The organism is Paraburkholderia ultramafica, from assembly GCF_902859915.1.
GTDB lineage: Bacteria > Pseudomonadota > Gammaproteobacteria > Burkholderiales > Burkholderiaceae > Paraburkholderia > Paraburkholderia ultramafica.
Genome location: NZ_CADIKK010000036.1, coordinates 23,030 through 41,350, shown reverse-complemented (window position 1 = coordinate 41,350; position 18,321 = coordinate 23,030). Strand labels below are relative to the sequence as shown.

The window sequence follows — 18,321 nt, the reverse complement described above, 5'->3', positions numbered from 1 at the left end:
CGAAGGACAGCCCCTCGGAGGGCGCCCCGAGGGAAGTCCTCTTGAGGGACCGCCAGGGCAGTCCGCGCAAAAAAGATTCAGAGGTCGGCCGGCAGCGGAGCACGCAGCCACTTCTGCGAAATCGCGTTCATGGTGCCGTCCTGGCGGGCCTTGGCAATCGTTTCGTCGACTTTCTGCTTCAGACGCGGCTCGTTCCTGTTCAGACCGACGTGATCCGGAGAGCTGAACAGCGAGAACTTCTGCTCCGGATCGTTCGCCGGATGACGCGCGAGAATCGTGGCGCCGACGTCGTTGCCGACTACCATCAACTGTACCTGACCAGAAAGAAACGCCGAAATTGCGCCGTTCGGATCGTCGAAACGTTTGATGTTGGCGCCCGGCGGCGCGATCTTTGTGACGCTCAGGTCTTCCAGCGTGCCGCGCGCGACCGAAATCGACTTGCCGGCGAGGTCCGCGGCGTTCTTCACGGGCAGCGACTTCGGGCCGAACACCGCGAGGTAGTAGGGCGCATAAGGCTGCGAGAAGTCGATCACCTTTTCGCGCTCCGGCGTCTGGCCGACCGACAGCAGCATGTCGGCCTTATGGTCGGCGAGGTAGGCCATGCGGTTGTCGCCCGTCACCTGCACGAGTTCGACCTTCGCGTTGAGCGCCTTGCCAATCAGGTTGGCGACGTCGATGTCGTAACCCATCGGCTTCATGTCCGGACCGATCGAGCCGAACGGCGGATAGTCCTCGAACACGCCGATGCGCACCGTGCCCGACTTCGCGATGTTGTCGAGCGCATCGGCATGCGCGGCCGACGGCAACGCGCACAGTGCGCCGAGGGCCGTGAAGGCGAGCGTCGCGGCAAGCGTGGCGAACACGCGGCGGGTCTGCGAGTGAGCAACGGGGCGCTGATTCATGATGTGTCCTCTGTCGAAAGCGTCGGTATTGGAACAGGTTGCAAAAGCTGGGCTCAGCGGCGCCTGTCTGCGCGCCGCCCGGCGCACGTTGCTGGCCGGATGCGTCGCGGTGTGGAAGCACTCTAGGTTTGCCAAAATCCCTCAACAAACGAAATATGCGCATGGGCGGCATGACGCAAGCTCATGGGTCGGGGTTTGCGTAGTCGCCGGGGCGAGTGTCGGGCAACCGGTGGGAGGGCCTAGTCAGTGGCGGATGCGGGTTAACGTCCATGCTTTGGACAGTGACGCGGCTGACGTCGAGGTATGAGGAAAGCTCGGTTCTGGTGCGGCGGTCGCCGCGCTTTGCCCTGTGCCGGTGCAGAACGGGCCGCGGATCGCGCTCGCCTGGCGGCGGCATGAGTCGAACGCATGCGGGTTTGCCTATCCGCATCCCGTGCAGCCGCTTCGGATCACGTATCCTGTGGGCTTGACGGGCGTACCGGCGAGCCACGCCGCCATGCCCGCGCAATGACTTTTTCTGATTCTGGATACTCCGATGCGACGTCTCCCGCCGCTCAACGCGCTGCAGATCTTCGAAACCGTCGCGCGCCATCGCAGCTTCACGCGCGCCGCCGACCATCTGTGCCTGACGCAAGGCGCGGTCAGCCGGCAGATCATCGCGCTCGAGGACTACTACAAGTTCCCGCTCTTCAAGCGTCACGCGAAAGGTCTGACGCTGACCGCCGAAGGCGAAATGCTGCTGCCGGCCGTGAAGGAGAGCTTTGCCCGCATCGAGGAGATTTCGCTGCGGCTCACGCGGCAGCGCACCGATCTCGCGCTGAAAGTGCCGACCTGCGTGATGCGCTGGATGCTGCCGAAGATCATGCGCTTCCAGGCCGAATATCCCGATCTGCACGTGCAGATCACCACGACCTGGCAACACGACGTCGATTTCCAGAGCGAGCCGTTCGATGCGGCGATCATCTACGGATCGTCGCCCGGTGCCGACGTGCAGGCGGTGCCGTTGTTCGAGGAGCGTCTGACGCCGGTCTGCGCGCCTGATCTGCTGAAGGACAAGCCGCTCACCCGGGTGGCGGATCTGGCGCGCCACACGCTGCTGCACCCCACGCGCGATCATCGCGACTGGAAAATGTGGCTCGCCAGGGTGACCGAGGTGGATGCCGCGAACGCCGATGCGGTCGACGCCGAACACGGCCCGAGTTTCGATACGCTCGATATGGCGACCAACGCCGCGTTGCAGGGCTTCGGCGTCGCGATCAGCGACCTTGCGCTGATCGACGAGGACGTCGCGGCGCGGCGCCTGGTGCGACCGTTCGATACGGTGCTCAAGACCGGCTGGCGCTATTACTTCGTGTATCCGGACTCAGTTGCGCATCAGCAGAAGCTGAATCTGTTCCGCGACTGGATTGCCGCGCATTGGGAAGAGTAGGCCTGCGCATAGCGCGGAGCAGGCGGTCCGCCTGCCGCCGCCTCAGGGCGCGAACGACAAAAACAGATACGCGGCGAACAGCGACAGATGCACCGCGCCTTGCAGAATCGTCGTGCGTCCGGTGCTGAGCGTGAGCGTGCCGACCACCAGCGTGAGCGCCAGCAGCACCGTTTCCTTGCCGTTGATGCCGAGCACGAGCGGCTGACCGGTATACAGAAACACGCCGGCGACGGTCGGAATGGTCAGGCCGATACTGGCAAGCGCCGAACCGAGCGCGAGGTTCAGGCTGTTCTGCAAGCGGTCGGCGCGCGCCGCGCGTACCGCGGCGAGGCCTTCGGGCAACAGCACCAGCGCGGCAATGATGATCCCCACCACGGCCGGCGGCGCCCCGGCATTCTGGACCGCGATTTCGACGACCGGCGACAGCACCTTCGCGAGCAGCACCACGGCGACCAGGCACACCAGCAGCAGCACGCCGCTCACCAGCGCGAGGCCGCCGCTCGGCGGCGCGGCATGGACGTCTTCGTCGGGCACGCCGGCGAGGAAGTAATCGCGATGACGCACGGTCTGCACGAACACGAAGACGCCATACAGCACCAGCGACGAAATCCCGGCGAACGCCAGTTGCGAATTCGACAGGATCGGACCGACGCTGGTGGTCGTGTAGTTCGGCATGACCAGCGTCAGCACGGACAACGACGCGAGCACCGCCAGCGCGGCGGCCGCGCCGCGGCTCTGAAAGTCCTGCTCCAGATGGCGGATGCCGCCCGTCAGCAGGCAGATGCCGACGATCCCGTTACAGACGATCATCACCGCGGCGAAGACCGTGTCGCGCGCCAGACCGGCTTTTTCGGGGCCGGCGGTCAGCATCACCGAAACGATCAGCGCCACCTCGATCACGGTGACGGCCACCGCTAGCACCAGCGTGCCGAACGGCTCGCCGACGCGATGCGCGACCACTTCCGCGTGGTGTACCGCGGTGAAGACCGCCGCGCAAAGCGCCACGCCGACGAGCGCGAGCAGCAGCGCGTTGCCCGGCACCGCATAGGCGGCGCCGAGGACGATCCACGCGACAACGGGCGCGGCAAGAGTCCAGCGGGGCAAAACGGTCGCGGGCGTGGTCATTCGGGCTTTCCTTTCAATGCTTGTTCACGACTGAGGCGGATCGGCGCCGCCAGGGATTAAAGCGCAGCGAAATGTTAAACCAATGTATGAGCAATGCTATATAACGTATTAAATTATAAAGGATAATTTGATACGGACGAGATTTCGCCCGTGCCGGCGCCTCGTCCACGACAGACGTAATGATGCCGCATGCGGCCGACTCGTCGCGACGCAAAAGGAAGGAGTTTTCCGGAGACGGATCGCCTGCGCGGAATTGCGCGGCGGGTGTCTTGGGCAAGCGTGGCGATTGCGCTGTGGGAACCGCAGGCCTAGTCGTGCAAAACTGCGCGGCGCCGTGCCGGACGAATCGGTTCAATGCCGGTCGAGAGGCGCCAATGTCACGCAGCCGGACACTGGCGCCCGCTTGTTTCTCTACAGCAAACCTACCCGATTACTGGCCGCCTTCAGCACGAATCGTCAGCGCATTCTTCACCGATTTCACGCCAGGCACGCCTTGCGTAGCTTGCGTCGCGAGGTCGATTTGCGACTGTTCCGGCACCGAACCGGCCAGCGTCACGTCACCGCCGCGCGCACGCACGGTGATGTTCGCCACGCTCACGCCCTTCGTCTTCGACAGCGTGCTGCGGACCTTGCGTTGCAGGGCGCGGTTTTCCGCCTTGGTCTGCTTGGCGGTCGGCGCCGCGGCGGCCGGCGCTTCGGCCTCGCTGCTTTGCGCGTAGGCATTGAGGGACGCCAGAACAATCAGTGCGCCGCCGATCATCTTCATTGCCGGGAATGCTTTCATTCAACTTTCTCCTATTGTCATAAGTACGCAGTCCCCGGATGGGGACGATTTGCTACACCAACGAGTAAATCAGGATCGAATCTGAATGGAACAGTACTGCAGGCCGTGCGAAGCGTTCAACCTGTATGCTGATTCGGGCGTGCTGAAGCGCATGCGACCCGGCAAAGGCCGAACTAACGGCCGGAGAGAACGATACCCCAATTAGTGACATGTTGAATGCCAGGCTATACCGAAATGAGGCTTTGGTACAACGAATGGGCTGATGGAAGCAGGCCGATGGCGTTGTATCGCTGATTGCAAGGCCGGTTTTGATTCTCTTTATTGCGATTCTCACCGACCAGGATTGTGTTTTATCCCAAATCCTGGGGCGGGATTTGCGCATACTCGTGCACTTTTAAAGCTTCATGCTGTGCGCCAGAAACAGGATCGATTGAGGACCGAATGCATGCGAAATGAGTTACTCCCGATTCTGCCGTTGCTGCGTGACGATTTGCCGGTCGATACGATCGAACTCGCGCGTTTCATGATCGGCAAATATCTCGTGCACGATCTGCCGGCAGGGCGCATCAGCGGACGGATCGTCGAAACCGAGGCCTACCCGCTCGGCGATTCGACCAGCCATGCGTTTATGGGCCGCCGTGCGCATAACGGCGCGATGTTTCTGGCGCCCGGCCACGCCTATGTGCGGCTTACCTACGGACTCTCGTACATGCTCAATATGTCCGCTGAAGCGCACGAGGTCGGCGCCGGCATTCTGTTTCGCGCGCTCGAGCCGCTCGAAGGGCTCCCGCTGATGGAAGCGCGGCGCCCCGGCGTGCCGTTGCGCGATCTGGCGCGCGGACCTGGCCGGCTCACGATGGCGCTCGGCATCGGCCAGTCATTCGACGGTTGCGATCTTTGCACGGGGCGCGGCTTGTGGATCGGCGTAATCGAGAAAGGGGAAATGCCAATTGGCGTGACGACACGTATCGGCTTGTCGCGCGAAACGCATCGGCCGCTGCGGTTTTTCGAGCCGGGTAGCGCATTCGTCAGTGGTCCGCGAAAACTATTGCTGGTGCCACATTCCGGTGCATAAAAAGCTTGCGTAAATTCGACTGCCAGCGCGCCGCATTGCGGCAAAAGCCGCTCGGATCAGACATATTTTTAAAACGTCAGACACATAGGGTGACGCTCCCGACAATTATTACCGCAACGGCACAACGTATATTGCATCGTCCGGCAATATTCGGAGCATTTTTTCGAATTCAACAATTATGTATCTCCCAATCAAGGGTTTTCCCTTGGCGATCTGGTGACTAGACTCAACTCATTCGCTTTTCACATGGTGTGGCAAGCGATGCAAATAAAACCAGGTCCGGAGGTAAATCATCATGAAATCGCTCATTAGGGCAGTCGCCATTGCGGCCATTCTCGCCGCTCCGATCGCTTCGTTTGCTCAGGCGAGCCAACAACCCGTGAGCCGCGCCGATGTTCGCAACGAATTGATCCAGTGGGAACAGGCGGGCTATAACCCGGCCACTTCCAACGACACGAACTATCCGGCCGATGCCCAGGCCGCCGAGCGCCGTGTAGCGGCGCAGAACCCGGCGCTCGCCCAGACGACCCAGCCGGTCGCCGACACGAGCGGTTATGGCGCGCCGATGAGCGGGTCGTCGCAAGCGGGCGGCGTACTCCAGCCGACAACCGGCCCGAAGTCGGTGTACTTCGGCAACTAAGTTTGGGTAGTCGCGTCGCGGCGGCGGCTGCGGTGTCCGGCCGGCCGCTGGGCGAGGCGGGGCATGCGCGAAACGCATCCACCTTTGCAGCGGCAAGCAGTTTGATATGACAACAGCGTGCGTGCTGTTCTCGTTGACGGCGCGCACGGCAACCGCGAACTGATTCAACCCGTCGCGATGCGTATTTGCATTGCCACGCGCACCAAGTCCCGCTGAACCACGCGCGCCGCGCTCCAGTTCAAAGAACCTCCGCTGCCGCAAGGTAGCTTCGCCCAAGCTTCTCAGAGATTGGGCGTTTTTGCGTCCTTTTCCGCAGCCGCGCAGCCGGTCTCGCGGCGTTCAGCATGCCGCGTGCGTCAAGGCCGCTCGCCGTGAATATAGAACTCGAGTTGCTGAATGGTGAACTGCTGTTCGGCGATGATGTTCTTCACCAGGTCGCCGATCGACACCATGCCGACCAGCCGGTCATTGTCGATCACCGGCAGGTGGCGCATGCGCCGCTCGGTCATCAGGGCCATGCAGTCTTCGGTGGTCTGATCGGGACGCACGAAGCGCACGGCCTTGCTCATGATCTCGCGTACCGGCGTGGCCTTCGACGAACGATCCATCAGTACCACCTTGCGCGCATAGTCGCGCTCCGTGATGATGCCGGCGATGCTGTCGCCGTCCGTCACGACCAGTGCGCCGATGCTTTTTTCGGCCATCAGTCGGATCGCCTCGTAGACGGAATCGTCGGCGCCGATCGTGAAAACGCCGGTGTTGTTCGGTTTCGTTTTGAGAAGCTGGGCAACGCTAGTCATGGGGCGGCTCCGTTTCGCAGTGCAGCACGCCGGCACGGCGTGCTGTCGTGTGGGACAGGCCATTCCAGTATAGGCGTGACGCGTCGGTGCCGTATCCCCGGGAATACCTGGGGCGCGTTGCGCGTTCATTTCGGGTAGCGGCACCGCGGCGCAGCGCTCCGTGTGCCGCAAAGGGACATACGGGTGCGCCGCGCGGATTAGCGGTAAACTCCCAGTCCATACCTTATTCCCGGTTTGATCGGGTTCATGTCAGCACCACTGTCCAACGCCATGCTCACGTCTCACGATCCATCGCCAGCAGCAGAAGGCGCAATCAACGGCGAGTGCGTCGTTCTCGACGCCACTGCCACGCTTCCCACGCGCTACGGCACGTTCACCTCGTACGTGTTTCGCGTGTGCGAAAGCGGCGCCGAACATCTCGCGCTCGTGATGGGCGATGTCGCCAACCAGTCGTCCGTGTTGACGCGCCTGCATTCCGAGTGCCTCACGGGCGACGTGCTCGGTTCGTATCGTTGCGATTGCGGCGAGCAGCTCGACCTCGCGCTGCGCTATATCGCGGCCGAAGGCTGCGGCGTGCTGTTGTATCTGCGCGGCCACGAAGGGCGCGGCATCGGCCTGTCGAACAAGATTCGCGCGTATGCGCTGCAAGAGCAGGGGCGCGATACCGTCGAGGCCAATCTCGATCTCGGCTTGCCGGACGATTCGCGCGAATACGATTCGGCCGCGGGCATTCTGCGCACGCTGAAGGTCACGTCGGTGCGCTTGATGAGCAACAATCCGGAGAAGTTCGACACGCTGTCCAAGCACGGCATTCCGGTGTGCGAGCGGGTCGCGCTGGCGATTCCGATGCGCGAGGAAAACGAGCGCTATATCCGCACCAAGCAGCTCAAGTTCGGTCACTACTTCGACGAGAACGAATAAGTGATGCGGGTTTGCCGGCTGCCGTTTGAGCGCGGCGGCCGGCGTTGCCGTGGCGGATTTGTCGAGATGTTGCGTCGGTCAATGCAGTTGTGTGCGTGCCTCGGACGGCCCCCGTGCTGCATGGAGTAATAGCGGCAAAAGGCGCAAAAGCGGCATAGCGGTAGCGCGCTGGCGCGAATCAGAACAGACCGAAATCGTCGTTGCTGTCAGGAATCGCGTCGAGCAGGTCTCGTAGCGCGCGCCAGCCGACCCATCCCAGAAGCATCGCCGATATCGCCAGCCAACGGTTGGCGCTGGCGTTCACGCGCGTCGATGAAGTTCGACAGGCCGCGGTCTTCCCCGATTCGTTTCCGATCGATGCGCGCCGCAAAAGGCAGGTCTGCATGCTGTGTCTCCTTCTGTGGCGATGGCTGGTCAGCGGAGCGCAGCCGCAGTTCCGGCCACACGTGGCAACATCGCCGCAAACGCCTGCGCCAGCGTCGTCGCGCCGAAGCGCCGTTCGCTGACGCGCGCTTCGACGTCGATGCGGCCCGCGTTGTGTGCGTCGTACAGATCGGTGATCAGGCGCGCGTGATGCTCGCTGAGCCCGGCGCGCTGAAGCACGGCGGCCCATTCGCCGCGCGGCACTTCATGCGCGGCGACCGGACGGCCCGTCAATTCGTCAAGCGTGCGCGCAACATCCAGCGCGCTGACACGCTCAGCGCCCTCAATGCTCACGACGCGTGGCGATGCCAGCGGAACTCCTGCGTCGAGCAGCAGTTCAGCGGCCAGCAAGCCCACATCCTGTGCGGCGACAGTCGGGAACAGCTTGCTCAACGGATGATGCAGGCTCGGCAGCACGCCTTGGGCGAGCGCCATCGGCAAGACGCGAGCCCAGTTGTGCATGTGCTCGGCGGCGCGCAGAAACGTCAGTTGCGCGTCCACGCTCCGCAACTGCGTTTCGAGGTGATGAAAAAGCGTCGTGATGCCCGTGCCACCCGGCTGTTCAGCGCCGTAGTCGGAGAGCGCGAGCACGCGTGACGGCGGATTGGCACGCAATGCCGCGACGCTCACGTCGATCATGTGCCGCATCGCAGCCTCGGGATCCGCGTGCGCACGCGGCACCGGACACAACATCTGCACGGCATGCGCGCCATCGATCACGCGCGCCACCGACGCCGCGTCGCTCAGATCGGCGACGGCTATCTCGCAGCCGATTGCCGCGAGCGGGCCGCCTTGCTGTTCGTCGCGGACCACCGCGCGCACTTCACGGCCCGCGCGACGCAACGCCGTCGCACTCATCCGGCCCACGTTGCCGGCTGCTCCAAAAATCACGAACACGTTGAGCTCCTGGGGGGCGATTGGTATGGCGTCATCTTAGGTGCATGACGCTCGGCGAGCGCGCGGGCAAAGATGGCTCTGCGCAGATTCGGATGATGGTTTTTTCGGCGATACGGCGCGAGCAAGCATTGAATCTCGTAGCGCCGGGCGAAGCGGTGAAAAACGCAGCACAATGCACGTACGTTGTGCCGCCATCCACGAGGGAAGCCATGAACGCCGTGACACCGATACTGCAACCGCACAGTGGGTCCCGTATCGCCTTGCGCACCAGCAAGACGCTCGGCTGGCAGGGCTTCGGCGCGGAACTGGTCAACGTGTCGGCCGGCCTGCACCGGATCCCGGCGTTCAGACATCATCGGGTGGGCGTGCATGTCGGCGCGCCGGTGAGGGCGCGCTGCATGTGCAACGAACGCCGCTACGCGCGGATTCAGGCGCACGGCGATGCCGACGTGATTCCGGCGGGGCTCGACGGGCAATGGAGCGATGAAACCGCCTGCACGATTTTCAGCGTGTGGATCGGCGAAGATTTTGCGCAGCGGACCATCGAACAGCTGGCGTTGAAGTCGGCCGACGCGCAACTGCGCCCGCAGTTCCAGATGCGCGACCCGCGCTTTCAGCATCTCGCGTGGGCGTTACGCGCTGAACTCGAAGCCGACGACGCATCCGATCCGCTGTACGCCGAGAGTCTGTGTACCGCGATGGTGGTGCGGCTGATCGGCGGTGCGCCGGCGCTCGAGGACCGGCGCCGCACGCTTGCGCCGAGGACCGCCGCGCGGGTGATCGAGTTTATCGAAGCGCATCTCGACCAACGTCTCACGCTGAGCGAACTGGCCGCGCTTGCCGATCTGAGCGTGCCGCATTTCAAGGTGCTGTTTCGCGAAACGCTCGGCATGCCGGTGCATCGCTACGTGGTGCAGCGCAGAGTGGAGCGCGCAAGAGCGTTGCTGCTTCAAGGCCGGCTCAGCGCGAGTCAGATCGCGCTGGACACCGGCTTCGCGCATCAGAGTCACATGGCGCACTGGATGGGGCGGTTGCTGGGCGTCACGCCACGCGAACTTCTCTTCACGAAGCCGGACGACGACGTGACGGGCGCCGTGTTGCCCGATCGCGGCAGCAGCGGCTCGAGAAGCTAGTACCCCGCGATGCGTTGCGGCGCGTCGCCTTGAGCCGGGCACGCCGGTATCAACCCGGCGCGGCGCCCGTCAACTGCGAGTACACATCATGCGATAGCTGCAACAGCTGCTTGCGATCGATCCCGCCCGACACCGCATAACCAAAGTCGCCATCGACCCAGTAGAACACGTTCACCGGCCCCGCCTGATACAGCTTGAACGCGGTGGTGTTCGAGTTCGCCTGGCGATGCGAGATGCACAGCGTGACACGCTCGCCGTTCGGCCCGCGATACATGAACTGCGCGGTCGGCCCGTCGGCGCCGGGCAACAGGCGGCCGCCCGAGAGGTTGAAGCCGCTCTTCGACAACACCGGCGGATGCACATTGGTGCCGAGCCGGTTGGCGAGCCACTGCACGAAATCCTGTTCGTGATCGGCGCTCATTTCGGTCGGCCGGTCGATGGCCGGCATATAGACCACATGCGCAACCGCCGCTTGCCGCGCGAACAATTCGGCGCTGTCCGCGCTGACCGGACGCGCGTCCGAGTGATCCACCGCGACCGGCGCGACGACGTCGCGCCCCATCTGCGTGCCGACGCCGATGCCCACTCCCAGCACCAGCGCCGCCGCCATCCCGGCGAATTGCGGCCAGTTGGCGGCAATGCGCCAGCGGCGCGGGGCGGGCGCTCGCAGACGCTTTGGCACCGGCTCGCTGAGCACGCGGTCATAGCGCTCATGGAACAGGTTGTTCAGCGAAAAATAATCGCTGACGCGTGCGGCCAGCTCGGGGTTCTGTTCGAGCGCGCGTTCCACGTCGACACGGCGTTCGTCGGACAGCGTGCCGTCCACGTACGCGTGCAGATCTTCTTCGCCGATCGGCATGTGTTGGTCGCTCATCGCACCACCTGTAGTTTCGCACCGGGCTGGGTGCCCGCCATCAAAGCCCGAAGCCGCTCGCGTCCGCGCGACAGCCGCGACATCACCGTGCCGAGTGGGATGTTCAGTGCAAGCGCCACGTCGGCGTAGCTCATTTCCTCGAGGCCCACCAGCAGCACGACTTCGCGCTGCTCCATTGGCAGTCGTTGCAGCGCATAGTCGAGGTCGCGCATCTCCAGCGAGCGGGTCTGCTCGGACGGCACCGCAAATTCGCTCTCGGCGACGCTGTCGTCGTCGACGGCCACGTGGACGGCGCGCGCCGACGCCTTGCGCGCCTGATTGACGAACACGTTGTGCATCATCGTGAACAGCCACGCGCGCAGGTCGGTGCCCGGCTGAAACATGCCGGTGCGGCCGAGCGCGCGCTCGAGCGTGTCCTGCACCAGGTCGTCGGCGAGATCGCGATTGTTGATCAGCGCGCGCGCATAGCGCCGCAAGCGCGGCACATGCTCCATCAACTCGTCACGGACATCCATTTTTGATCCCGATCCTGGGGCTTTGCGTAGACATAGCGCCAGCGGCCGTTGCTCGGGCTGCCAGGCGCATTCGAACTGCAAACACCATTGAGCGCATTTTATTCCGTTGCTCTGGACGAAAGTGGTGGAGCGCCGTCGATGTCATCGCATGGTCATCGCGTCGGCGGCGCGCATCAGGCCATGGGTGCGGGCTTCGCCGGCGACCACGAAGCGCTGGCGCTGCGCCGTCCAGCTCAACAGCCGGATCTCGCCGATGCGGCGGGCGGCCCACTGCGGCTGCGCCGGCGCGAGCAGCGCCAGCGTCGACATCAGCACCACCGGCTGGTTGTCGCCGTTCAGATAAATGAATTCGGTGGCGCGCTGAAACGGACCGAGCGGCAGCACCCGACGATCGACGAGCCGCAGGCCGATAGCGGCGAGCTCGGGCGCGGACGGGTCCGCGCGGGTCGGCGACGCCGCGGAAAACGGCCGTGCGGCGGTTTCCGCCAACGCCATCACCGCGGCGTTGTTGAGCGCCTGGGCGGACACCTGGGTCGCCGCAAGCCAGCCGCTCGCGGCCGCCAGCGTCAGCGCGAGCGCCACCAGCGTGTTGACCAGTTTGCGCGGACGTCCGGCCGGTTTCGCCGGTCTGGACGCGCTGCGCGAGCCGTCGACGCGGTCCGCGGCGGGTTCGTCAGTGGTTTGAAATGCGCGCTGAATCTGCGCGTTCAGCCGGCCGTAGAACGCCACCCGTCGCGCTTCCGCCGGGTCCTTGCCGAGATAGTCGTGCAGACACGCGGCGCGTTCCGGCGTCAGCGAACCGTCGGCGTAGGCCTGAATGTCGGCTTCGGAAAGTGGCGTGTCAGCAGGGACGTCGGTCGAGGTCATGGTGTCGGTGGTCGTCGGATTGCAGCTATCGAAGGGCGAACACGGGTCGGCACGGATTTATTCCAGACATTCCGTGCGTCATTTTTCCAGGCAGCAGGTGGCGCAATGACGGTCCCATCTCGATGCCTTGCCGATTTTTTCGATGTCGCCGAACCCCGAGCAAACCCGCTCGCGCATCCTTTTATTCCGCTTTCCAAATATGTTTTTTCCGCGCCGTCGACGCAGGAATAAAAGCCGCAACGCGGTGGTTCTCCCTGATGCGAACCCGCACAACACTCCCAGGAGTTCATCATGAAGAAGCTCGCATTTGCCGCCTTGTCCGTTGCCGTTCTCGCTGTTTCATCGAGCGCTTTTGCAGAAGGCAAGACACGTGCTCAGGTATACCAGGAATTGATCGAGGCACAACAGAACGGCCTGGATTACATCACCGATGCGTCGTACCCGGACGTCAACCCGATCTTCGCGCAACAGGTCAAGCACCACAAGGAAGCGCTCGCAGCGGAAGCGGCGGCTGAGGCCAGCCGCGTCGCGAGCGGCCGCGCGCCCGCAGGCAACGCCAATTGAAGTATCGGCGGCCGGCGCGCGAATCGAACGGGCGCGCCGGTGTCGACTGGAATAGATCGCTGTATCGCGTGTTAGCCGGCATGTGCCTCTATCCGACAAGGAGTCTTCGTGACACAACCCTCCGTTCCCAACCCAGGGCCTGTCTGCGTGCCATGCCGACTCGCCGCGATCGGCGCGGTCGTGCTGGTGCTCGCCGGCGGCTTTGCCTACACGGCAGGCTGGCTCACGCCCGCACGTCTCACCACGTCGCGTTTCATCAACACGTTCGAAGCAGTGGCCGGTCAGCCGCATCCGGGCTATCGGCGCAATCATGCCAAGGGTCTGTGCGTCGAAGGGTACTTCGACAGCAACGGCAACGGCACGGCACTGTCCCGTGCCGTGGTATTCGCGCCGGGACGCACGCCGGTCACGGGACGCTTCGCGGTGCCTGGCGGCAACCCGTCCGCGCCGGATACCAGTTCGCCCGTGCGCAGCCTCGCATTGCAGTTCCAGTTGCAGAACGGCGAACAGTGGCGCACCGGCATGAATTCGACGCCCGTGTTCGCGGTGCACACGCCCGCGCAGTTCTATCAGCAACTGCTTGCCGCGAAGCCCGACCCGGCGACCGGCAAACCGGACCCGGCGAAACTCAAGGCGTTCTACGCGGCCAATCCCGAGACCTTGCCGTTTCAGAACTGGGTGAAAGCGCATCCGCCTTCATCGAGTCTCGCGAATGCCGCGTACTACGGCATCAACGCATTCCGCTTTACCGACAGCGCGGACACGACGCACGCCGTGCGCTGGGCGATGGTGCCGGAGACGCCATATGCGCCGATCACCGATGCGCAGAAGGCCGAAAAGAATTTCCTCCAGGCCGACCTCGATCAGCGTCTGCAAAACGGGCCGCTGCGCTGGCATCTGGTCCTGACTGTTGCGCAACCCGGCGATCCCACCGACGACGCGACACTGCAATGGCCCGACGCTCGTCAGCATATCGACGCGGGCACGCTGGTGCTCGATCGCGCGATGTCGCAGGAAGACGGCGCGTGCCGCGACGTCAACTTCGATCCGACGATCCTGCCGGCCGGCATCAAGCCGTCGGACGATCCGTTGCTCGCCGCGCGCTCGGCCGCGTATGCGCTGTCCTACAAGCGCCGCACGCGTGAAGAAGCACTGCATCCCGAGGTTCATCAAACGCAGGCAAACGGAGATCACTCATGACGCCGACGCGTACCCATTTCAGTCCGCTAGCGCGGCTGCTGCATTGGATGATGGCGCCGCTGATCGTCGCGATGCTGTTCGTCGGCGTGGCGATGGTGGCGACCGTCTCGCGCGCGCACAACACCTTGATCGCGATTCACAAGCCGCTCGGCATCGCGTTGCTGCTGCTGGTGGTGCTGCGCGTGGGCGTGCGCATCACACGCGGCAGTCCGCCGTTGCCCGACGACATGGCGACGCCCCAGCGCATCGCGGCCAAGGCCTCGCATCTCGTGCTGTATGCGCTGATGGTGGCGATGCCGCTGATCGGCTGGGCGATGCTGTCCGCAGCGGGATACCCGATCACGCTCTACGGCCCGCTGCATTTGCCGCCGATCGTGCCGCATAACGTCGAACTGTTCGCACTGCTGCGCGCGTTGCACACATGGTTCGCGTTAGTGCTGTTCGCGACCGTGCTGCTGCATCTCGCAGCCGCGCTGTTTCATGGGCTGATCCGCCGTGACGGCGTGTTTTCGAGCATGGGGCGCGGCGGCCGTTAGCACTTCACTCGCTCGGCACGCGGATCGTAAGGCGCTTGCAGATGCAGTGTGGCCGGCAGCAATTCGCCGGCGACGTCGATCGCATAGCGGCCGCTGTGCAGATACGCGGCATCCGCGACGCCTGCCGGATTGTTCACGTAGCCCATTGCGACCGGACAGCCGAGCGTGTGCCCGAAGGCCGCCGAACTGACGAAGCCCACCGGCTCGCCGTCGCGCAGAATCGCTTCGCCGCCCCACAGCATGCGCTCGGCGGCGCCGTCGGCGCTCAGCACGACCATGCGACGGCGCAACGGTTCGGCGCGCAATTTCAGCAGCGCGTCGCGGCCGCGAAACGGAATGTCCTTGTCCAGTTTGCAGGCGAACGACAGACCCGCTTCGAACGGATTCGTATCCGGCGTGAGTTCGCGGCCCCACGCGCGATAGCCTTTCTCGATACGCAACGAGTCGATCGCGTAGTAGCCCGCGTTGACGAGGCCGAATGCTTTGCCCGCTGCATGCAGCGTCTCGTACACGCCGACCGCGAATTCGACCGGCACGTACAGTTCCCAGCCGAGTTCGCCGACGTAGGTCAGACGGGTGGCGCGCACGGTCGCGTAACCGAGATCGACCTCGCGGCTCTGGCCGAACGCGAACGCGTCATTGCTCCAGTCCGCTTTCGACACGCTTTGCAGCAGTTCGCGCGAGCGCGGGCCCATCACGGCGAGCACCGCGTATTGGCCCGTGACGTCGACGAGCGTGCAGTGCTGGTCGTGCGGGATCGCTTTTTCGAGCGTGTCGAAGTCGCGCGTGGTTTGCGCGGTGCCGGTGACGAGCAGGTATTGGTCGTCGGCGACGCGCGTGAGCGTGAAGTCCGACTCGTAGGCGCCGCGCTCGTTGAGCATGCCGGTGTAGATGGTGGTGCCGGGCGGCACGGCGACGTCGTTGGTGACGATACCCTGCAGCACGCTTTGCGCGTCGCGTCCCTTGACAAGAAATTTGGAGAACGAAGTCATGTCGAACAGCGCGACGCCTGCGCGGCACGCGCGATGTTCGGCGCCGCTCCATGGCAGCCAGTTCTGCTGGCCGAACGCGTAGTCGATCTGTGCCTGCGCCGGGGTCGGCGCGAAAAAGTTCGCGCGCTCCCAGCCCATCTTGCTGCCGAAACACGCGCCGTCGTCGCGCAGCAGCGCATACAGCGGCGAGCGGCGAAACGGCCGCGCGCTGTCGAGTTCGCGATTCGGCCACGGCATCGCGTAATGCAGGCCGAGCGTTTCCTTCACGCGATCGTGCAGCCACGTGTCATTGCCGTTGAAGCGCGCGAAGCGGCGGATGTCGACCGGCCATAGATCCATGGTCGGCTCGCCCGCGACGATCCATTCGGCGAGCGCCATGCCGGCGCCGCCCGCCGACGCGATTCCCATCGAATTGAAACCCGCGCCGACGAAGAAGCGCCGCAACTCGGGCGCTTCGCCCAGGATGAAGTTGTTGTCCGGCGTGAACGATTCCGGGCCGTTGTAGAACTGGCGCACCTGGGCCGTTTCGAGCGCGGGCACGCGCTGCAGCGCGTTTTTCATCAGGATTTCGAATTGATCCCAATCGTCCGGCAGCAGTTGAAATTCGAAATTGTCGGGGATGCCGTGCATGCCCCACGGCTTCGCGTCCGGCTCGAAGCCGCCCATCACGAGGCCGCCGACTTCCTCCTTGAAGTAGATAAAGCCATCCGGATCGCGCATCACCGGCAGGTCCGGATGCACGCCGGCGATGCGCTCGGTGACGATGTAGTAGTGCTCGGCCGAATGCAGCGGCACCGTCACGCCGCACAGCCGGCCCACCGCTTTGGCCCACTGACCCGCGCAATTCACGACGATGTCCGCGTCGATACGGCCGGCGTCGCCGTCTTTGTTACGCCACGCAAGGCCGCCGACTTCGCGTGCAGCGCTGACCTTGCCGTCCTGGGCGCCGCGCGTGTGGATCGCGGTGACGCGGGTGTTTTCGACGATGCGTGCGCCGCGCATGCGCGCGCCGCGGGCGAGGGCCTGGGTCAGATCGGTTGGATTCGCTTTGCCGTCGCCGGGCAGCCAGACCGCGCCGAGCAGATCGTCGGTGCGCATGACCGGCCAAAGGTCGCCGGCTTCGCGCGGGCCGATGACGTCGCACGCGACGCCGTACGCGCGCGCGACGGCGGCGGTGCGCTTGAGTTGCGTCATCCGTTCGGCCGTGCGGGCCACCGACAGCGAGCCGCATTGCTTCCAGCCGGTGGCGAGCCCGGTGTCGGCTTCGAGTTCGGCGTAGAGCGCGGTCGAGTAGCGGATCAGCTTCGTCATGCTCTCCTGCGCGCGTAACTGGCCGACGAGACCGGCTGCGTGCCAGGTGGTGCCGCATGAGAGTTGCCCTTGTTCGAGCAGCACCACGTCGGTCCAACCCAGTTTCGTCAGATGGTAGGCAACCGAGCAGCCGATAATCCCGCCGCCGATGATGACGACGCGGGCGTGAGAGGGTATGGATGTGGACATATGTGGATTTGCGCGGCGACAATGCGCCCAGATTGCCTCAAAAATACACGTGATGCAACAAGCACTTCGGATCTGTAGGGATTGCTCGACTGTCACGCCATAGTCATCTGGAAGTTAAAAGGCGATAGTTGCGCGGGATCTCAATGGCTTGCGGCTGGCTGCGGAGACGCAGGCATGTCGGCTCGCCGGTAACGCGGTGTGGTTTTTCTTGGCAACGTGTGGGAATTCAACCCGTCGAAATATGACCTTTGCTAGACTCTGCCTACCAGCCACCGCTCGATCCTCATGCTTTCCAATCAGCGCCAAGCCGAAATTCTGCGACTCGTCCGCGAGCAGCGCACCTGCACGATCACCGATCTTGCCGGCCGCTTCGACGTGTCCGACGAAACCATCCGCCGCGATCTCAAGCCGCTGATCGCGGATGGTCGACTCATCAAGGTCCACGGCGGCGTCATGCTGCCCGAGCGGCTCGACGAGCCGCCGTTCCAGCGCCGCATGGTGGCGAGCCTCGACGGCAAGCGGGCGATCGGCGCGCGCCTCGGCGAACTGGTGCGCGACGGCGATTCGCTGATCCTCGAGGGCGGCACGACGTGTCTGCATATCGCGCAGGCGCTCGCCGCGCGCTCGCGGCTCACGGTCGTGACCAATTCCATCGAGGTTGCCCGCGTGCTGGCGTCGCGCAACGGCAACCGGGTGTTCATCGCGGGCGGCGAGTTGAGAGCCGACGATGGCGCCGCGTTCGGCGACAGCGTGCTGGCTTTCCTGCGCCAGTTTCATGTGCGCTACGCGATCGTGTCGGTTACCGCGATCGATATGCGAGGGCGCTTCATGGATGCGCTGCCCGCCGACGTGGCGTTTGCGGTGGCCGCGTTTGCCCAGGCCGAGCGGCGCGTGGTCGCGGCGGATCACGCGAAATTCGGACATAGCGCGCTGCTGCATGCTTTTGGGGCGGACGCCATCGATCTGCTTGTCACCGATGAAGCGCCGGTGCCTGCGCTTGCCCAGGTGTTTGCGGCGGCGGGGATGGAGGTGGCGGTCGGCGAGCCCGACAATCCCACGCAGCCCCTCCCGGACCCGCCTCCACAGCCAATCCCTTCCAACGCGTAAAATGGCCGGCTATCACAGGCAATCGCTGCCGATCAGA

The 18,321-nt window shown here is 64.3% G+C and carries 19 protein-coding genes; 9 read left to right on the top strand and 10 right to left on the bottom strand.

Annotated features, from left to right (window positions below):
- Positions 1–77: 77 nt before the first annotated feature.
- Entirely contained in the window at positions 78–902 is an 825-nt protein-coding gene (locus HV744_RS29420) for a transporter substrate-binding domain-containing protein (RefSeq protein WP_175152870.1), read from the bottom strand.
- 535 nt (positions 903–1,437) lie between these two features.
- Between HV744_RS29420 and HV744_RS29415 the strand changes: the two genes are divergently transcribed.
- On the top strand, positions 1,438–2,331 hold the full coding sequence (locus HV744_RS29415; protein WP_175152869.1) for a LysR substrate-binding domain-containing protein: 894 nt from the start codon (positions 1,438–1,440) through the stop codon (positions 2,329–2,331).
- A 42-nt stretch (positions 2,332–2,373) separates the two neighbouring features.
- On the opposite strand, the gene HV744_RS29410 is transcribed toward HV744_RS29415, so the two are convergent.
- Complete coding sequence (locus HV744_RS29410; RefSeq protein WP_175152868.1) at positions 2,374–3,456, bottom strand: calcium:cation antiporter; 1,083 nt, start codon at positions 3,454–3,456, stop codon at positions 2,374–2,376.
- 430 nt (positions 3,457–3,886) lie between these two features.
- Positions 3,887–4,240, bottom strand: coding sequence for a BON domain-containing protein (locus HV744_RS29405; protein ID WP_175152867.1), 354 nt, complete (start codon positions 4,238–4,240; stop codon positions 3,887–3,889).
- Positions 4,241–4,685: 445 nt separating this feature from the next.
- Here HV744_RS29405 and HV744_RS29400 point away from each other — a divergent pair, with 445 nt between their 5' ends.
- Positions 4,686–5,315: a DNA-3-methyladenine glycosylase gene (locus HV744_RS29400; protein ID WP_175152866.1), complete on the top strand. Its 630-nt coding sequence runs from the start codon at positions 4,686–4,688 to the stop codon at positions 5,313–5,315.
- 295 nt (positions 5,316–5,610) lie between these two features.
- Positions 5,611–5,955, top strand: a complete 345-nt coding sequence (locus HV744_RS29395; RefSeq protein WP_175152865.1) for a DUF4148 domain-containing protein — start codon at positions 5,611–5,613, stop codon at positions 5,953–5,955.
- 356 nt (positions 5,956–6,311) lie between these two features.
- Here the strand turns inward: HV744_RS29395 and HV744_RS29390 are convergent, their stop codons facing one another.
- Complete coding sequence (locus HV744_RS29390; protein ID WP_175152864.1) at positions 6,312–6,755, bottom strand: CBS domain-containing protein; 444 nt, start codon at positions 6,753–6,755, stop codon at positions 6,312–6,314.
- Positions 6,756–7,025: 270 nt separating this feature from the next.
- Here HV744_RS29390 and ribA point away from each other — a divergent pair, with 270 nt between their 5' ends.
- Positions 7,026–7,676, top strand: coding sequence for a GTP cyclohydrolase II (gene ribA / locus HV744_RS29385; RefSeq protein ID WP_175152893.1), 651 nt, complete (start codon positions 7,026–7,028; stop codon positions 7,674–7,676).
- A 178-nt stretch (positions 7,677–7,854) separates the two neighbouring features.
- On the opposite strand, the gene HV744_RS29380 is transcribed toward ribA, so the two are convergent.
- Positions 7,855–8,061 (bottom strand): hypothetical protein, encoded by a 207-nt coding sequence (locus tag HV744_RS29380; protein ID WP_175152842.1) that lies wholly within the window; start codon positions 8,059–8,061, stop codon positions 7,855–7,857.
- 29 nt (positions 8,062–8,090) lie between these two features.
- A complete protein-coding gene (locus HV744_RS29375; RefSeq protein WP_175152863.1) occupies positions 8,091–8,996 on the bottom strand; it encodes an NmrA family NAD(P)-binding protein in 906 nt (301 codons plus the stop codon).
- Positions 8,997–9,205: 209 nt separating this feature from the next.
- Here HV744_RS29375 and HV744_RS29370 point away from each other — a divergent pair, with 209 nt between their 5' ends.
- Positions 9,206–10,129, top strand: coding sequence for a helix-turn-helix domain-containing protein (locus HV744_RS29370; protein ID WP_246279244.1), 924 nt, complete (start codon positions 9,206–9,208; stop codon positions 10,127–10,129).
- A 49-nt stretch (positions 10,130–10,178) separates the two neighbouring features.
- Here the strand turns inward: HV744_RS29370 and HV744_RS29365 are convergent, their stop codons facing one another.
- The 3 genes from HV744_RS29365 to HV744_RS29355 form a co-directional block, all read right to left on the bottom strand.
- Positions 10,179–11,003, bottom strand: a complete 825-nt coding sequence (locus HV744_RS29365) for an anti-sigma factor family protein (protein WP_175152862.1) — start codon at positions 11,001–11,003, stop codon at positions 10,179–10,181.
- On the bottom strand, positions 11,000–11,518 hold the full coding sequence (locus tag HV744_RS29360; RefSeq protein ID WP_175152861.1) for a sigma-70 family RNA polymerase sigma factor: 519 nt from the start codon (positions 11,516–11,518) through the stop codon (positions 11,000–11,002). Before HV744_RS29360 ends, HV744_RS29365 begins: the two co-directional genes overlap by 4 nt.
- A 141-nt stretch (positions 11,519–11,659) precedes the next feature.
- Positions 11,660–12,385 carry an anti-sigma factor family protein gene (locus HV744_RS29355; protein WP_175152860.1) on the bottom strand — a complete coding sequence of 242 codons (726 nt, stop codon included), beginning with the start codon at positions 12,383–12,385 and terminating at the stop codon, positions 11,660–11,662.
- A 291-nt stretch (positions 12,386–12,676) separates the two neighbouring features.
- Here HV744_RS29355 and HV744_RS29350 point away from each other — a divergent pair, with 291 nt between their 5' ends.
- The 3 genes from HV744_RS29350 to HV744_RS29340 all read left to right on the top strand — a co-directional run bounded on the left by HV744_RS29350 (position 12,677) and on the right by HV744_RS29340 (position 14,685).
- Entirely contained in the window at positions 12,677–12,949 is a 273-nt protein-coding gene (locus HV744_RS29350) for a DUF4148 domain-containing protein (protein ID WP_175152859.1), read from the top strand.
- A gap of 108 nt (positions 12,950–13,057) precedes the next feature.
- Positions 13,058–14,149: a catalase family peroxidase gene (locus HV744_RS29345; RefSeq protein WP_175152858.1), complete on the top strand. Its 1,092-nt coding sequence runs from the start codon at positions 13,058–13,060 to the stop codon at positions 14,147–14,149.
- Entirely contained in the window at positions 14,146–14,685 is a 540-nt protein-coding gene (locus tag HV744_RS29340) for a cytochrome b (RefSeq protein ID WP_175152857.1), read from the top strand. Before HV744_RS29345 ends, HV744_RS29340 begins: the two co-directional genes overlap by 4 nt.
- Here the strand turns inward: HV744_RS29340 and HV744_RS29335 are convergent.
- The gene (locus tag HV744_RS29335; RefSeq protein WP_175152856.1) at positions 14,682–17,177 is read right to left on the bottom strand and encodes a GcvT family protein; all 2,496 of its coding nucleotides are present in this window, start codon (positions 17,175–17,177) and stop codon (positions 14,682–14,684) included. The genes HV744_RS29340 and HV744_RS29335 overlap by 4 nt on opposite strands.
- A gap of 285 nt (positions 17,178–17,462) precedes the next feature.
- On the opposite strand from HV744_RS29335, the gene HV744_RS29330 reads away from it, so the two are divergent.
- Positions 17,463–18,284: a DeoR/GlpR family DNA-binding transcription regulator gene (locus HV744_RS29330; RefSeq protein ID WP_175152855.1), complete on the top strand. Its 822-nt coding sequence runs from the start codon at positions 17,463–17,465 to the stop codon at positions 18,282–18,284.
- The last annotated feature ends 37 nt before the right edge of the window (positions 18,285–18,321 follow it).

What these genes read in the sequence shown, in the direction of transcription:
- HV744_RS29340 (WP_175152857.1), top strand. Translation starts at nt 14,146, where the DNA reads ATGACGCCGACGCGTACCCATTTCAGTCCGCTAGCGCGGCTGCTGCAT.
- HV744_RS29400 (WP_175152866.1), top strand. Translation starts at nt 4,686, where the DNA reads ATGCGAAATGAGTTACTCCCGATTCTGCCGTTGCTGCGTGACGATTTG.
- HV744_RS29395 (WP_175152865.1), top strand. Translation starts at nt 5,611, where the DNA reads ATGAAATCGCTCATTAGGGCAGTCGCCATTGCGGCCATTCTCGCCGCT.
- HV744_RS29330 (WP_175152855.1), top strand. Translation starts at nt 17,463, where the DNA reads ATGCTTTCCAATCAGCGCCAAGCCGAAATTCTGCGACTCGTCCGCGAG.
- HV744_RS29390 (WP_175152864.1), bottom strand. Translation starts at nt 6,755, where the DNA reads ATGACTAGCGTTGCCCAGCTTCTCAAAACGAAACCGAACAACACCGGC.
- HV744_RS29370 (WP_246279244.1), top strand. Translation starts at nt 9,206, where the DNA reads ATGAACGCCGTGACACCGATACTGCAACCGCACAGTGGGTCCCGTATC.
- HV744_RS29335 (WP_175152856.1), bottom strand. Translation starts at nt 17,177, where the DNA reads ATGTCCACATCCATACCCTCTCACGCCCGCGTCGTCATCATCGGCGGC.
- HV744_RS29360 (WP_175152861.1), bottom strand. Translation starts at nt 11,518, where the DNA reads ATGGATGTCCGTGACGAGTTGATGGAGCATGTGCCGCGCTTGCGGCGC.
- HV744_RS29365 (WP_175152862.1), bottom strand. Translation starts at nt 11,003, where the DNA reads ATGAGCGACCAACACATGCCGATCGGCGAAGAAGATCTGCACGCGTAC.
- HV744_RS29350 (WP_175152859.1), top strand. Translation starts at nt 12,677, where the DNA reads ATGAAGAAGCTCGCATTTGCCGCCTTGTCCGTTGCCGTTCTCGCTGTT.
- HV744_RS29355 (WP_175152860.1), bottom strand. Translation starts at nt 12,385, where the DNA reads ATGACCTCGACCGACGTCCCTGCTGACACGCCACTTTCCGAAGCCGAC.
- HV744_RS29410 (WP_175152868.1), bottom strand. Translation starts at nt 3,456, where the DNA reads ATGACCACGCCCGCGACCGTTTTGCCCCGCTGGACTCTTGCCGCGCCC.
- HV744_RS29380 (WP_175152842.1), bottom strand. Translation starts at nt 8,061, where the DNA reads ATGCAGACCTGCCTTTTGCGGCGCGCATCGATCGGAAACGAATCGGGG.
- HV744_RS29405 (WP_175152867.1), bottom strand. Translation starts at nt 4,240, where the DNA reads ATGAAAGCATTCCCGGCAATGAAGATGATCGGCGGCGCACTGATTGTT.
- HV744_RS29420 (WP_175152870.1), bottom strand. Translation starts at nt 902, where the DNA reads ATGAATCAGCGCCCCGTTGCTCACTCGCAGACCCGCCGCGTGTTCGCC.
- HV744_RS29415 (WP_175152869.1), top strand. Translation starts at nt 1,438, where the DNA reads ATGCGACGTCTCCCGCCGCTCAACGCGCTGCAGATCTTCGAAACCGTC.
- ribA (WP_175152893.1), top strand. Translation starts at nt 7,026, where the DNA reads ATGCTCACGTCTCACGATCCATCGCCAGCAGCAGAAGGCGCAATCAAC.